This is a genomic window from Gaetbulibacter sp. NE, assembly GCF_025548475.1.
GTDB lineage: Bacteria > Bacteroidota > Bacteroidia > Flavobacteriales > Flavobacteriaceae > Gaetbulibacter_B > Gaetbulibacter_B jejuensis.
This window is the reverse complement of the sequence record NZ_JAOQHY010000011.1, coordinates 41613-57768: the sequence shown is the minus strand read 5'-3', so window position 1 is coordinate 57768 and position 16156 is coordinate 41613. Positions and strand designations below refer to the sequence as shown.

The window sequence follows — 16156 nt, the reverse complement described above, 5'->3', positions numbered from 1 at the left end:
TCAGTAATTTAATAATTTAAGTTATGAGAAAATTAAACCAGCTAATCTTATTTGTTTTAGTTTTTACAGTCTTTAATTGTAAGAATGATAAAAAAACAGAATCTGTTATTGAAGTTGAAGGACCTGAGGAGACTGTAAAACTACCAACCAAAACAATAGATATTTTAACAAGAAGTATGGAGTTTGTTATGGCAGATACTATTACTTCTGGTTGGAATACTTTTAAGTATGACAATAGAGCAAGTGAAACTCACTTTTTTAGATTCGTTAAAATGCCAGAAGGCATAACTTCTGAAAATTTTAAAACTGAATCCGATCCAGTTTTTGAAGAAGGTATGGATTTAATAAACGAGGGTAAAACCGAAGAAGGCTTTGCTGCATTTAGCAAATTACCAGAGTGGTTTAGCAAATGTATTTCTACAGGTGGTTCAGGATTGATTGCACCAAAAAGTAAAACCTATACTGCACTTTACTTGGAACCTGGTCTTTATAGTATGGAATGTTATGTAAAGATGCCTAATGGCAAATTTCACTCAACAATGGGAATGGTAAAGCAAGTATACGTAAGCGAAACAGATAGTGGAAATGTAGCTCCTAAAGCAACAGACACAATTGATATAAGAGAAGATGGATTTCATTTTAATAGACATATTCCAAAAGGAAAACATATTTTTCAGGTGAATGTTCTTAGTCAAAAACTACATGAAAACTTTGCCTCTACTGATGTGCATCTTGTAAAACTAGAACCTCATGCAAATAGAGACACTTTAGAGTCTTGGATGGTATGGTATGACCCAAAAGGGTTTATTACGCCTGTTCCTAATGGTGTTGAGTTTTTAGGTGGTTTTAATGATGCAGTACAAGGCAGCACAGGCTATTTTTACGCCAATTTAAAACCAGGTAAATACGCTTTCATCGCTGAAGTACCAAATGCAAAAGCAAAAGGATTATTTAAAGAATTTGAAGTGTTAGATTAATACTTAACGTACTCAACAATTTCTAAACCATAACCAATCATACCAACACGTTTGGTTTGTTGGCTATTAGAGATTAAACGTAGTTTATGAATGTTTAAGTCGTGAAGTATTTGAGCACCAATACCAAAGTCTTTACTGTCCATTTCAATTCTTGGAGCTTTTACAACTTCACCTTTAACCTGACTATCTCTTAAAGCGCTAAGACGTTTTAAAAGATTCATAGATTGTGATTGCTGGTTGATAAAGATAATAGCACCTTTACCTTCTTCGTTTATAACTTTAAACATATCATCCAACTTCTCATCGGCATTGTTGGTTAAAGTTCCTAAAATGTCATTGTTTACTAAAGTAGCATTAACACGTGTTAATATGCTTTCATCGTTAGTCCAAGTCCCTTTGGTAAGTGCAATATGGATTTGATTATTGGTTGTTTGTTGGTAAGCTCTTAATCGGAAACTTCCAAAACGAGTTTCAATATTAAAGTCTTCTTTTTTATCAATTAAAGAATCGTGCTCCATTCTGTAAGCCACTAAATCTTCAATAGAAATTACTTTCAAGTCAAACTTTTCAGCCACTTTAACCAGTTGAGGTAAGCGTGCCATTGTACCATCTTCATTTAAGATTTCAACAAGAATTCCTGCAGGTTTAAATCCTGCTAAACGTGCTAAATCTACAGCAGCTTCAGTATGACCTGTTCTACGAAGTACACCTCCATTTTTTGCTCTTAAAGGAAAAATATGACCAGGTCTTCCAAGGTCATGAGGTTTAGTGTCATCATCCACCAATGCTTTAATGGTTTTTGCTCTGTCGTGTACCGAAATTCCAGTGGTACATCCATGACCAATTAAATCTACAGAAACCGTAAATTGAGTGTGGTGCAAAACAGTGTTGTTTTGTACCATCATGTTAAGGTCTAAGTCTTGACACCTATCTTCAGTTAAAGGCGCACAAATTAAGCCTCTACCATTAGTTGCCATAAAGTTAATCATCTCTGGAGTAACCGTTTCAGCAGCAGCTATAAAGTCGCCTTCGTTTTCTCTGTTTTCATCATCAACAACAATTACTACTTTACCATCACGAATATCATTAATGGCTTCTTCTATAGTATTCAATTCAATTTTCACGGATTGTTTTGCGGTTTTAAGCATAACGAGCATATATTTATGCTGCAAAGATATGGCTTATTTTATATTTTTTATGCTACTTTTTGATAACTCTTCTTTTACTCTGTTTTTTAACAAGAAGTAGGTTAAAGCATAAAAAGGCAGACCAATAAGCAGCAAAAAGTAATTGATTTTTTTATCACTCTCTTTGAGTGTGCTGAAAAACTTAGAAATCTTAATTGAAGATACTACAAAGTAAATCGCAAAGAATAATAGTGCAATTAAACCTAAGTTAAGTATAGTAACTGCTAATTCAGGAAGCTTATTGTTTTTAAATACAAAATGAAGTACTATAAAAACAGCAGCAATAGCATAAGACACAAATGTGGTTAACGAGTAGTCGTTAAAGTCTTTTGCAACTTTTTCAGAGGCTATAAAATTCTTATCAATGTTAATGCCTTTTTCAACTATTTCGCTTGTGTTTAAACCTAGTTTTTTAAGTTGCGCATAGGCTCTAGGTTTTACGCTTTCGTCGTAATCGTAGGATTCAAAGTTTTTAATAACATCTACTAGCTTATCTTCATTATAAGTTTCAAGCTTCTTATAACTTAGTAGAAGTGGATCATTTTCATCTTTGGGTTTTATTCTGAATAGTTTTTTAAGCGGATCTAATATGGAATCAAACTCAAATAAACCTCTATCTTTTGTGGCACGACGTGTTAAATAAATACTTAAAGGTAACATGATTAATGTCGAAAGCCATGTTGCAAAAACAGGATTGAAAGACCCATCCTGAGAACTGTTTTTAGAAAAAATTCCTATAAAATGGTAAGTCAAAAACAATAATATTGCAATAACCAAAGGTAAACCAATTCCTCCTTTTCTTATTAGTGCACCAAGAGGAGCACCAACAAAGAATAGAATTATACAAGCAAATCCTAGTGCGTATTTTTCGTGTAATGAAATGATGTGCTTGTTTAGCCACTTGGTTTTACTGGTAGCTGCAAATGATTTAGATTCTATAATTTGATTAGTACTATTAACTGTATTTGTCGCCAAATTAAGTAGTTGAACTTTGGTTTTTGTATCAAATAACTCTAGGACTTCACCTGTGTAATTAGAATCTTTTTTAGTTTCAATGTCGTCTTTTAAATTGGCAATAGATGTTCTTTCATAAAGCGTTTTAGAAAAATCTTTAAAGTCATTTGATTTTTCATTGTAGAGACTATCTATAGTGTAGTTTAGGTCGCTAACATCAAGCATGTTAAACCTGCTTTCGTAACTCTTTTCTTCGTAGTCAACATCGTTTAGTCCTTCTAAATCAACATTTATAACGTACTTTTCAAAGTAACTTTTTACATGTGGTTTTTTTACATTTTGTTTTGGGTCGTTACTAATAACTTCGTCATAGTAATTACCGTTATAGAGTACTAATTGTAAAATGTTAGAGTTTTCACTACTTATCAGTTCTCCAGTTTCAGAAGAAATTACAGTATAGTTACCAACTCTTTTCGTGTTTTTTTTATGTATGTAAACATTTTTTAAGTACTGGCCTTTTTCACCACTTTTTTCTTCTACTTTAATATTGTAGTTACCAACTTCGTTAAACTGCCCTTCGGCAATTGCCATAGCAGGTAGGGTTTTGGCAATGTTTTTTCTTAAGTTATAAAAGTTATAGTTTGCCCAAGGAATAACGTTGTTAGCAAAGAAAAATGTAACTACAGCAAGTATGAGTATAAAAACACTTAAACCTCTCATTGCTCTTTGTAATGAAATACCTGTAGATTTCATTGCAGCAAATTCATAGTTTTCGGCAAAGCTACCAAATACCATTATTGAGGCTAAAAGAATAGTAAGCGGTAAAATTAGAGGAATAAGGGTAGGAGTTACGTATACAAGAAACTTAAGTATTACAGAAACTGCTAAATCTTTTCCTGCAAGTTCACTTATATACAACCAAATAGATTGTAAAACAAAAATGAGCATGAGTATCACAAACACGCTCATAAATGTTTTTAAGTACGTTTTAAGTATGTACCTATCAAGTATTTTCATTAATTAAAGCCTAATCCAATTTATTGATGTAGTAATCTTTATACTTATTCTCATCAAAAGTAAATAAGGATTTTGAAATCGGCTCATTAGTTTTAAAAGAATTAACAGTTAAAGTTGTTTTTGTTCCATTTTTACCAACTTCAATAAGGTTGTAAATATGCTTGGTTTGTGCATCAATACCTAATAAAACTTGCTTAATTTCAGAATTAGTATCAATAGGACTTAGTTTTACATATTGAATTTTTCTACCATTTACATTTTGAACAATATCCATTGTGTAAGTGTAACCATCTTCGTAAAAAGATAACATTTTACTAGGTGTAATTGTGCTTTCATCTTCAGAATTATCTGAAGAAATAGTTACTTCTTCATCGTCAGGACTTATTGTATAAAGGGTTTTACCATCAAAAATTCTAGTAGCTCCTAAAATGTTAAGTCTGTATTTTTCACCTTGCATCACAACATCACCACGAGTTTCTTGGTCAATGTTTTCACTTGTATTTTTTAATGCATATTTAAAGTCTATACTAATGTTTTCATAGCTTTTAATCTTTGCGCTAACTTCATTAAGTAAGTTTTTAGCTGAATTTTGTGCTACTGTACTAAAACTGATTAAAAGGACTAATGCTATTACAATTTTTTTCATCATTATGTTTTTTGTGCCTAAAGGCTTTCGTTTTCTAATAGTTGGTCTAATGCTGCTAAATCTGGTACTAAAACTTGACGTGCTTTACTGCCTTCAAAACCACCAACAATACCAGCAGCTTCAAGTTGGTCGATTAACCTTCCAGCTCTGTTATAACCTAATTTTAATTTACGTTGCAACAATGATGCTGAACCTTGTTGTGCAGTTACAATTATTTCGGCAGCTTCTCTAAACAGCTTATCTCTGTCTTCTATATCTATATCAATACTTGTGCCACTTTCTTCACCAACATACTCTGGTAAAAGGTAAGCATCTGGATATGCTTTTTGTGCACCAATAAATTCAGTGATTTTTTCTACTTCTGGTGTGTCAACAAAAGCACATTGTATTCTTATAATGTCGTTTCCTTGAGTGTAAAGCATATCTCCACGACCAATAAGTTGGTCTGCTCCAGCTCCATCTAAAATAGTACGTGAGTCTATTTTTGAAGTTACTCTAAAAGCGATACGAGCAGGGAAGTTTGCTTTAATAATACCTGTAATAACGTTAACCGATGGACGTTGTGTAGCAATAATTAGGTGAATACCAATGGCACGAGCTAATTGTGCTAAACGCGCAATTGGAGTTTCAACTTCTTTTCCTGCTGTCATAATTAAATCGGCAAACTCATCAACAACCAAGACAATATATGGTAAGTATTGATGGCCATCGTTAGGATTTAATTTTCTAGCTTTAAACTTTTCGTTGTATTCTTTAATGTTACGACACATTGCGTTTTTAAGCATTTCGTAACGATTATCCATTTCAATACACAAAGAGTTTAACGTGTTAATCACTTTAGTGTTATCGGTAATTATGGCTTCCTCACTATCAGGTAGTTTTGCCAAATAATGACGTTCAATTTTATTGAATAAAGTAAGTTCTACTTTTTTAGGGTCAACCAACACAAACTTAACTTCTGCAGGATGTTTTTTATACAATAGCGAAGTTAAAACTGCATTTAAACCTACTGATTTTCCTTGTCCTGTAGCACCTGCCATAAGTAAATGAGGCATTTTTGCTAAGTCTACAACCATAGTTTCATTGCTAATGGTTTTACCAAAAGCAATAGGTAATTGCATGTCAGATTTTTGGAACTTTTGCGAAGCAATTACCGAACGCATAGAAACGATAGTTGAGTTTTTGTTTGGCACCTCAATACCTATGGTTCCTTTTCCTGGAATAGGAGCAATGATACGAATTCCTAATGCTGAAAGCGATAATGCAATATCGTCTTCAAGGTTTTTGATTCTTGAAATTCTTACTCCAGCTTCAGGGACAATTTCATAAAGTGTTACTGTTGGCCCAATAGTAGCTTTAATGTTAGAAATTCCAATTTTGTAGTTATTCAGGGTTTCTACAATTCGGTTTTTGTTTTCTTCTAGCTCTTCTTGGTTTATGGTGATACCTTCAGAATCGTATTTTTTTAACAAATCTAAAGGCGGAAATTCAAACTTACTAAGTTCTAGTGTTGGGTCAAACTGTCCGAAATCTTCAACGAGCTTATTTGATAAGTTATCAGCTTCAGAAATTTCTTCTTCAAATTGTTCAATTTCTATTTCTACGTCTTCTTTAACCTCTTCAGTAACTTCAACTTTTATAGGCTCTTTTTTAGGTTCTGGTTTTGAATGGTTTTCAATAGTTGGCTCTAATGTGTCTTGAACATTAAGCTCAAAAGCAGATTTGATATCTTCAGCTTCGGCAGTTAGGTCATTATCTACAGCAATTGAAGTATCATCATCATCAGTAGTAGTGTTGAACTCATTTTTAAGGTCTTTTTTGGCACGTTTAAAAAGGTTTACAAAGGTTTGACCTGTAAATTTAAATCGGATAGCTAAATAAGAAATCAACCCAAAAAGTAGAAGTAGAGCTGTACCAATTTTACCAATATAATCTTGGAAATAAGAGTTCATTTCAAAGCCTATGGTTCCTCCAAGTATGTTGTATTTATGTGTGAAAAAACCAAAAAATATGGATAACCAAATAACAATGAGTGTTCCCCAAATCCAGTGTTTTCTTAGCTTAGTTTTATTAATATCTAGTGTAACGTAAACACCTGAAAGGAATAGTAAACCTGAAAAGATAAACGATGCAATACCAAATCCTTTAGTGATAAACAATTCGCTTAACCAAGCACCAATAACATTCATCCAGTTTTCGGCTTCTTGCTCGCGAGAAGGAAATTGACTAACAATGCTTTGGTCTGCTTTTCCACTAAATAAAAACGACAAGAAAGCTATAAAGAGTATGATACCAAATATCATCAACAAACTACCAAAAATTAATTTTTGTTGGCTTGTTAATGTTAAATTCGGCTTTTTAAATTTAGAAGTTTTACTGCTTTTAGTTTTGGTTTTCTTCTTCGCCATCAACGCATTGTTAGATTAAAACAAAAATACAAATTACTAACGTTTATCCTAACGTAATTAGTATTAAAACAACTTTGGGATATAAATCACCAAAGCGCCTATAATAGCTGTAACCGATGCGATAAAAACTGCACCAGCAGCAATGTCTTTTATTCTGCCAATTGACTTGTGATGTTCAGGATGAATAAAATCTGCAATATATTCAACAGCAGTATTAACACCTTCAATACTTATTACTAAACCAATAAACGCTATTTGAAATAGCCATTCGGTAGTAGAAATATTAAAATAAAATCCAGCAGCAGTAACTAGAATAGCTACTACTATCTGAATTTTTATACTTGCTTCGGTTTTGATTAAGTAAGCAGCACCTTTATAGGCAAAACCTACGCTTTTTAATCTGTTTTGTAAAAAAGACTCTTTTTTGGGCATTTGTAAATTAAGATAAAGCGTCTAATGCAGCTTTGTAGTTAGGTTCGTCTACAATTTCAGCAACTTGCTCAGTATGTGTAACAACACCATCCGCATTGATTACAACAATACATCTAGAGTGTAAAGCTTCTAGTGGACCATCAGTAAAATCTAAGCCATAAGCTTTCCCAAAACTGCCATCTTTGTAATCAGATAAACTAATCACATTATCTAGTCCTTCAGCACCACAAAAACGTGATTGTGCAAAAGGTAAATCTTTAGAGATGCACAATACTTTAGTGTTGTTTAAGCTACTTGCTTCTTTGTTAAAAGTTCTTACAGATTGAGCACAAGTACCAGTATCAACACTAGGGAAGATATTTAAAATTACATTGCTGCCTTTAAAATCATTTAACGATTTACTGCCTAAATCGTTTGTGGTAAGGGTGAAATCTGGAGCTTTAGAACCAACAGATGGTAAAGTTCCTGAAGTATGTATTGTATTTCCTTTTAAAGTTACGGTTGCCATAATATTGTGATTTTTTATTTATGCTAAAATTAATGATTATTTGAGGCTTAATCATTAAAAAAAGTATAATATTTTTAAAATAGAAGTTTAAATTAAAACGTACCTACTAAACCTATTTGGTTGGAACTGAATTTAATATTCCAGCTGATTTGTTTTTCTCTTTTAGGAATGTTGTAAGCATTTTCATCGTTTAAAAACTTATCAATACTATCTACAACAACTATACTAACAATTGCACTAAAAGCAATGTCGGTAACCCAATGCGCATCATCAATAATCCTTGATATTGGAGGAATTGCTCCAACGGTATAAATACCTGCTTTGACCCAAGGGTTTTTAAATTGTTTGGCAATTGAATGTGCCATAGTTACAGAAAGAATAGTATGTCCCGAAGGAAAGGATCTAAAAGCCGCTTCGCCTGAAAAGGGTTTAAAAGTGTAGTTGTCATAACCAGAACCAGGACGAGCTCTACCAATTGCAGCTTTACTAACAGTTTGTATTAAACCTGTAGTTATAGATGATGAAATAATTAAAACACTAGTTTTACGGACTTTTTCATTTTTAGTAAATATCCCAAACGCATATAAACCTGCATTTGCCATAAAGTAGTTTTGTGGACTACCAAAATACCAACCAAAATCTCTTAATGGTGTGGGAAAGTCGTCTTTATTGTTTAAAGCAAAGTCACGAATAGGCTCATCAGCTAAACTAAGTGCAGCAGTACCTGCAACAAATAAACCAAGCTTTTGAAAATCTTTAGACTTCCAATGTAACGGTCTAGTAAAAGAATGTCCTACACCTTTTAAAGTGTATTTAAAATCATGCTTTGCTAATTGCCATATTGTAGTAGAATCTTGCTCTTTTGCCTTACCAACAAGTTGTTGCGCTACAGAGTTGTTGTAGGTAAACAGCATTATAGCTAGAACTATTATTACTTTAAATCTAAGAAGCACTCTCTTTATTACAATTAAGCGTGTTGGAATTGTTTTATCTTAATTCAGCTCCAAGTTGCTTTTCAAAATTAGATTGCAGCTTGTTCATGATTTTGTCTATTTGCTTATCTGTAAGTGTTTTGTGTTCGTCTTGTAATGTAAAACTCACAGCATAACTCTTTTTACCTTTTGGAAGGTTTTTACCTTGATATACATCAAACAAATCAACATCTTTAAGAAGCTGTTTTTCAGTTTGCATAGCAATGGTATCTATTTGCTCAAAAGTAACATTATCATCAAGTAACAACGCAAAATCTCGTCTTACTTCAGGGTATTTAGGAATGTCTTTAAAAGTAATGTTATTCTGTTTAACAGTTTCTATAATGTTATCCCAATTAAAATCAGCAAAAAGTACGCTTTGGGCTATTCCAAAATGTTTCAATATTTTTTTACCGATTAATCCAAATTCTACTAATTTGACTTTTCCTTTAGATAAAGAAATACCTTCACTAAAAACATCATTTTTAATAGGAGAAACTTTTAACGAAGTTATACCAAGACGTTCTAAAACAGCAGTAATAGTTCCTTTAAGGTAAAAGAAATCACTTTGTTGTGTTGGAGCGTTCCAACGTTCAGTATTTCTGTTTCCGCTAACAAAAAGAGATAAGTGTTTGTGCTCTTCACGATTACCATTGTAGTTGTGATAAGTTTTACCAAACTCATATAATTTAAGGTTGTCTCTTTTTCTGTTGATGTTATGACTTACAGCTTCTAAACCAGAAAACAGTAAGCTTTGACGCATAACGCTTAAATCGTTACTCAGCGGATTAAGCATTTCTACATTATGCTCGTCGTTTAAGTTTTGCGTTAAAGCAATGTATTTTGGATTTGTAAGTGAATTTGCCATAATCTCATAAAATCCTTGAGCAGACAATTGATTACCTACAATATTTTGCAATTTATAATCTTCAAAACGCGATGAGTTTGAAATTGAAGCATTTAGTTTTTCAGTGGTTTTAATGTTGTTGTAACCATAAACTCTCAAGATTTCTTCAATAACATCAGCTTCACGTTGTACGTCATTTCTATAGGCAGGAACTGTTAGTCCTAAACCAGCTTCAGTAACGTTATTTACTTTAATGTCTAAGGACGTAAGTATTCTTTTGATAACTTCTTTAGGAATTTCCTCTCCAATAAGTTTTTTAGCGTTTTCAAAACTTAAACGTACCTGAAAATCTTCAATTTTATTTGGATACATGTCAATAACGTCACTCGTTATTTCGCCACCAGCAATATCCTGAATTAATAATGCAGCACGCTTTAGTGCATATTCAGTAATATTAGGGTCAATACCACGTTCAAACCTAAAAGAAGCATCAGTATTTAAACCGTGTCTTTTAGCTGTTTTTCGCACACTTACAGGATTGAAATAAGCACTTTCTAAAAAGATACTAGTTGTACTTTCGGTTACTCCAGATTCTATACCACCAAAAACACCAGCAATACACATAGGTTTTTCAGCATCACAAATCATTAAATCTTCTTCATGTAACTCGCGTTCTACTTCATCTAAAGTTGTAAACTTAGTACCTTTAGGTAGTGTTTTTACAATAACTTTATTTCCTGTAATCTTATTAGCATCAAAAGCATGTAAGGGTTGACCAAGTTCATGAAGTACATAGTTGGTGATATCTACAACATTGTTTTTTGGCGCTAAACCAATGGCTTTTAATCGGTTTTGTAACCAAGCAGGAGATGCTTCAACTTTTATTCCAGAAATTGTAACTCCGCAATAACGAGGAGCTAGTTCTTTGTCATTAACTTCTACATCAATTTTTAAAGTTCTGCTATCTACATGAAACGCACTTACTGAAGGTGTTATCAACTCAAGATTAATATCCTTTTGAAGTAAGCCAGCTTTAAGGTCTCTTGCTGTACCAAAATGACTCATTGCATCAGCTCTATTAGGAGTTAACCCAATTTCAAAAACATGGTCGTTTTCTACTTTGAAAATTTCAGAAGCTAATGCGCCAACCTTTATTTTTTCATCTAGAACTAAAATACCTTCATGAGACGACCCTAGACCAAGTTCATCCTCAGCGCAAATCATTCCGTGGCTTTCTTCACCTCTAATTTTTCCTTTTTTGATTTTCCAAGCTTCACCTTCGCTTGTGTAAAGTGTAGTTCCTATAGTAGCGACAGGTACTTTTTGACCAGCAGCAACATTAGGTGCTCCACAAACTATTTGTAAAGGCGTTTCTTCACCAATATTTACGGTAGTGACTTTTAGTCTGTCAGCATTAGGGTGTTGTACACAGGTAAGAACCTCTCCAACAACTATACCTTCAAGTCCACCTTTAATGGATTGAAACGACTCAATACCTTCAACTTCCAAGCCTAAATCAGTTAGGAGTTCTCCAGTTTTTTCAGGACTCCAATCTGTTTTTATAAACTGCTTTAACCAATTATATGAAATCTTCATGTGATGTTTTAAATAGAATCGACAAAGATAAAACATTGCTGCAATGATTCAAATATTGCTAACTAATTTCTGTTTTTATTATTGTGAATAATAAATTTGTAGTTAGTCACTTACTTTTTGAGTAATAATTGCTCCTATATAAAAGATTTTAGTCTGCTATTGAATTTTTTAATGCTCGATGTTTGTTTTTGTGTTGCACCTTGTTTTTCTTTGGAGAGTATATAATTAATCCATTTTATTTATGCAAAAATATCTCACTTTGCTACTTATATTGCTTATAGTGTCGTGTAAAGACAATCCTGAAAAGCTAAAAACAGGAAACTATAGAGCAACGCTTAAAGTCAATGACACTTTAAACTTACCGTTTAACTTTGAAGTAACTGCACCTAAGTCCATTAAAATATTTAATGCTGAAGAAGTTATTTTAGTAAATGAGATTACTTATGCTAACGACTCGGTAATTATTCAAATGCCAGTTTTTGACGCTTATTTAAAAGCGAAGATAGAAGGCGATATGCTTAAAGGATTTTATGTAAAAGAGGATTTGAATCGAGTAGTTGATTTTGAAGCGGAGTTTGGCAACTCTGAGCGATTTGCTAGGAGTGAAAGAGTCTCTAAATATACAGTTGAAGGGAGTTGGGAAACGCTTTTTAGCCCAAACTCTGAAGAAGATAAATACATAGCTAAAGGTATTTTTAAGCAAGATGGAAATAAAGTAACAGGAACTTTTAGAACCACAACTGGCGATTACAGATATCTTGAAGGTGTTATTAATGCTAATAAATTAAGTTTGTCAACCTTTGATGGTGCACATGCATTTTTATTTACTGCTACAGTAACTGATAGTACAATGGAAGGTATGTTTTACTCTGGATCACATTGGAAAGAGCCTTTTGTAGCAAATAGAAATGACACTTTTGAATTACCTGACGCTAACGATTTAACCTATTTAAAAGAAGGTTATGATGCGTTGGAGTTTTCTTTTCCTGATGCATCAGGTGAAATGGTGTCTTTAGCTGATGAGCAGTTTAAAGATAAAGTGGTTGTGGTGCAAATTATGGGTAGCTGGTGTCCTAACTGTTTGGATGAAAGTAAATTTTATTCTGAATATTATAAGAACAATCAAGATAAAGATATTGCTTTTGTTGCACTTGCTTTTGAGTATTCTAAAACCGAAGAAAAAGCCTTTAATAGTATAAAACGATTACAAAATGATGTTGGGATTGAATATCCTATACTATTGGCACAATACGGAACCTCTAATAAAACCAAAGCACAAGAGAAACTACCAATGTTAAACCATGTATTGTCTTATCCAACATCCATTTTTATAGATAAAAAAGGAGCAGTAAGAAAAATTCATACAGGATTTAATGGTCCTGCTACAGGTGAAAAATATATTGAGTTTAAAACCGAGTTTGGCAGTTTTGTAAATGAGTTGTTAGCAGAAGACACTAAAATTATATTATAACTCTTCGTAGTTTATATAGACCGAAGTAGTGAGTTTTCCTTTTTTGTCAAAAATCTCTAATCGTTTAAGTTGGTCTTTTTCGTCATTTTTGGTTATAGAATAATATCCTTTTTTCTTAATAATTGTTATTCCATAATTTATGCCTCTAGCTTCAGTATGATATGTTTTTTTAATAACTCTATGAGCTATTTCTTGAGTTTCGGTTTGTAGTTCTAAGTTGCCTTTATTGTTGGTTTTGAAGTATTTTTTAGTTTTTCCATCATCTGAATAAATAAACTTTTCAATTTTAATTATGTCTTGGTTAACATTATACCAATGTCTTTGTGTAACTTCACCATGCTTGTTATAGTTGGCCTCAAAGCTTAAATAATAGTTGCCGTTTTTTTTATTATAAAGTTTAGTATTGTTACCAAACTCATCATAAGTTCTTTTTTGGTCATTTAGAGTGTCACCTTTTCTTATTTGGTAATAATTAGTTCTGTTACCTTTGTCATCATATAGATAGACTATGTAATCTAATGTGTCTTTTTCAGAAGTAATTATTGCTGATACATATTTCTTATCAGTATTTATTAATGTTACTGTTTTAGAGCCTTTGTCTAAAGCTGAAGATAGTGTATTGGTATTATGTAGGACATTCCAATTTTCATCGTAACATGTAACAAGCTTTCTGTGTTCAAGGGTGTCTTTCTTTTTATAAACAGTCGATAATATTGTTTTTATATGCTTTGTGCCTTCAGGATAATCTTGTGAAAAAGATGTTTTGAAAATAAATAATACACAACAAAAAAGTAGTAGTCTCATAGTTTATTTTCTTAACCCAAACCCTTTAGGCGCTTTTAGTTTTGAGGAATCATACATGTTTATATATATTGAGACAGTATCCTTTGAACCTTCCCAAGTCACTCTGTAATTGTCTAACATAGCATGACCCATTATTCCATTTTCACTTTTTACAGGACAGCAGCTTCCTGCTCTGTAATAAGAAACGGTTTCACCATTTGGTCCTGTTAAGGCATTAAGGTATCTGCGTTCATTCATTGGACCTTCATTTTCACTCACTCCTCCAACTTCAACAGCATTTTTAGGGGAATATCCATAACTGTCATCGGTTGAAATTTCAGTCACCAAAAACATATATTCGTTAACTAAAATTTGAGCTTGATTTTTAGAGGTTTCCTTTATTGCACTTTTGGACGAAGAGCAAGCAATTGTAGCAATGCAAACTAAAATGAGTAAAACAATTTTTTTCATTCTATACTTTTTTTATTCAGGACTATAACCTAGTAGCTTGTCAATTGTACCAGCAGTAACCGAGTGGTAATTAGGTCTTGCTTTTTTGTAAATAACAAGAGCTTCATCAACTCTGTTGGCATTCTTAAACGCTCTAAATAGTGTTTCAACATACCAACGTCTTCCTACACGAGTTAAAAAGCTGTCAATGTTTTTGTCTACATTATTGTTGTGGTAATTGTGTTTTATGGCTTGCTCAAACCATACCATAGCTATGTGCGAATTGCTTGCGTTTGAAAAATCAAAAGCATTATCAAGCATTGCTAATTGGTTTGTGGTGATGTCTTCAGGTAAATTTCTCACAAAGTGAACCCATTCTTGTGTAGTCCAATTTTCGGTTAAAGGTTTGTAAACAGCAGTTCTTAAAATAAACTGATCAATAGCTTCTTCAACTTTTTTAAACTTATCTGATACAATTTTAGATTGATTATCAGGAACACCTGGTTGATAAATCCATTCTTCAACATTAAAAGTGATATTGTTTTTTTGTAACAAGTTAGTATTAAGATACTCTACAAAATCTTCGGTTGTAAGTGTAGAAAAAGCATGTGTGTTAAAATAGTCTTTAATGAACGCATCAAATTTTTCTCTTCCTACGGTTTCTTCTAGCGTTCTTAAAAACAAATAACCTTTATCGTAAGCGATACTGTTCATGCCATCATCAGGATTTTGTCCTTTTAGGTCTAGTTTCAGTTTTGTAGCTTCAGGAGTATCTTTTAAGGCTTCAATTTCTTCGGTAAGATCTTGTCTTCCTATGAGTGCAATCATATTTGCTCTGTCTTTTCCATAAAGTGCCTCCATGATTCTTATTTCAAAATAAACTGTAAAACCTTCGTTAAGCCAAAAGTCATTCCATGTAGCGTTGGTTACTAAATTACCAGACCAAGAGTGTGCTAATTCATGAGCGATTAAAGAGGTTAAACTTTTATCTCCTGCAATTACTGTAGGTGTAGCAAAAGTAAGTCTTGGGTTTTCCATACCACCAAAAGGAAAACTAGGAGGTAAAACAATAACATCAAACTGATCCCAGTCATATGTTCCATATAAATTTTCAGCAGCTGCAACCATGTTTTCCATATCAGAAAACTCATAGTGAGCAGCTTCAATCATAGATTTTTCTGCATAAACTCCTGTTCTGTTGCTAACCGGTTTGTATTCAATATCACCTACAGCTAAAGCAATAAGGTAAGGCGATATGGCTTGTTTCATTTTAAAATGATAAACACCATCTTTGGTCTTTTCTTTTGGGTTTTCGGCACTCATTACTGCCATTAACTCAACAGGCACTTTTACTGTAGCATCATAAGTAATTCTAACTTGAGGACTGTCTTGAATTGGTATCCAAGTACGTGTTAATATAGCTTGACCTTGAGTGAATAAAAACGGATGATTTTTGTCAGCTGTTTGTTGAGGACTAAGCCATTGTAGCGCTTCTGTTTTGTTGGTAGTATTGTAATTAACACTAATGGTTTTAGTGTCTTCTTTAATAGTGATAGTAAGAGGTTTACCAAGTTGCTCATTAAATTCACCTAATGAAAACTCGGTTGGTTGTCCATCTGCTAAAACCGATTGTATTTCTAGGTATTTAGTGTCTAATACAATGGTGTTAGAATTGTTGTTTTTTATATCATAAGTAGCGGTTCCTGAAACTCTTTCAGTATTAAAGTCTACTTCAATGTCTAAATTTAAATGTGTTATTACTGCTTTGTTAGGTTGAGCAAAAGAGTGTGGTTCTTCAACGTAAGTCTTGGTAGGTTCTTGTGCTTGTTCTGGCACTTTTTCATTTTTGCAATTTGTAAACAAAGCAAGTACTGTAGATAATAGTAAAAAGGTTTTTTTCATGGGTAAA

Annotated in this window: 13 protein-coding genes; 2 read left to right on the top strand and 11 right to left on the bottom strand. The window is 32.8% G+C overall.

Translation table 11 applies throughout. The features are described from left to right. Positions 1-23: 23 nt before the first annotated feature. Positions 24-977 carry a hypothetical protein gene (locus OD803_RS12465; RefSeq protein ID WP_262733632.1) on the top strand — a complete coding sequence of 318 codons (954 nt, stop codon included), beginning with the start codon at positions 24-26 and terminating at the stop codon, positions 975-977. Here the strand turns inward: OD803_RS12465 and ribB are convergent. From ribB to pheT, 8 genes are all read right to left on the bottom strand, one after another. Further along, a complete protein-coding gene (gene ribB / locus OD803_RS12460; RefSeq protein ID WP_129761750.1) occupies positions 974-2125 on the bottom strand; it encodes a 3,4-dihydroxy-2-butanone-4-phosphate synthase in 1152 nt (383 codons plus the stop codon). The two genes, OD803_RS12465 and ribB, sit on opposite strands and share 4 nt — an antisense overlap. A gap of 33 nt (positions 2126-2158) precedes the next feature. Further along, complete coding sequence (locus OD803_RS12455) at positions 2159-4135, bottom strand: LptF/LptG family permease (protein ID WP_262733631.1); 1977 nt, start codon at positions 4133-4135, stop codon at positions 2159-2161. Between the two features lie 10 nt (positions 4136-4145). Continuing rightward, positions 4146-4781, bottom strand: a complete 636-nt coding sequence (locus OD803_RS12450) for a LolA family protein (RefSeq protein WP_131509018.1) — start codon at positions 4779-4781, stop codon at positions 4146-4148. Between the two features lie 17 nt (positions 4782-4798). Then, positions 4799-7189: a DNA translocase FtsK gene (locus OD803_RS12445; RefSeq protein ID WP_262733630.1), complete on the bottom strand. Its 2391-nt coding sequence runs from the start codon at positions 7187-7189 to the stop codon at positions 4799-4801. A 63-nt stretch (positions 7190-7252) separates the two neighbouring features. Beyond that, entirely contained in the window at positions 7253-7621 is a 369-nt protein-coding gene (locus tag OD803_RS12440; RefSeq protein ID WP_129761754.1) for a diacylglycerol kinase, read from the bottom strand. A 7-nt stretch (positions 7622-7628) separates the two neighbouring features. Continuing rightward, positions 7629-8129, bottom strand: coding sequence for a thiol peroxidase (gene tpx / locus OD803_RS12435; RefSeq protein ID WP_129761755.1), 501 nt, complete (start codon positions 8127-8129; stop codon positions 7629-7631). Positions 8130-8221: 92 nt separating this feature from the next. Next, a complete protein-coding gene (locus OD803_RS12430; RefSeq protein WP_262733629.1) occupies positions 8222-9043 on the bottom strand; it encodes a phosphatase PAP2 family protein in 822 nt (273 codons plus the stop codon). A gap of 73 nt (positions 9044-9116) precedes the next feature. Beyond that, entirely contained in the window at positions 9117-11543 is a 2427-nt protein-coding gene (pheT, locus tag OD803_RS12425; protein WP_262733628.1) for a phenylalanine--tRNA ligase subunit beta, read from the bottom strand. Positions 11544-11784: 241 nt separating this feature from the next. Between pheT and OD803_RS12420 the strand changes: the two genes are divergently transcribed. Next, a complete protein-coding gene (locus OD803_RS12420) occupies positions 11785-13014 on the top strand; it encodes a peroxiredoxin family protein (RefSeq protein ID WP_262733627.1) in 1230 nt (409 codons plus the stop codon). Here the strand turns inward: OD803_RS12420 and OD803_RS12415 are convergent. The 3 genes from OD803_RS12415 to OD803_RS12405 are packed head-to-tail and all read right to left on the bottom strand — an operon-like array spanning position 13009 to position 16149. Continuing rightward, entirely contained in the window at positions 13009-13818 is an 810-nt protein-coding gene (locus OD803_RS12415) for a hypothetical protein (RefSeq protein ID WP_262733626.1), read from the bottom strand. The two genes, OD803_RS12420 and OD803_RS12415, sit on opposite strands and share 6 nt — an antisense overlap. Before the next feature lie 3 nt (positions 13819-13821). Next, positions 13822-14268, bottom strand: a complete 447-nt coding sequence (locus OD803_RS12410) for a 2-dehydro-3-deoxyphosphooctonate aldolase (protein ID WP_129761760.1) — start codon at positions 14266-14268, stop codon at positions 13822-13824. Positions 14269-14280: 12 nt separating this feature from the next. Then, a complete protein-coding gene (locus tag OD803_RS12405; protein ID WP_262733625.1) occupies positions 14281-16149 on the bottom strand; it encodes a M1 family metallopeptidase in 1869 nt (622 codons plus the stop codon). Positions 16150-16156 lie beyond the last annotated feature (7 nt).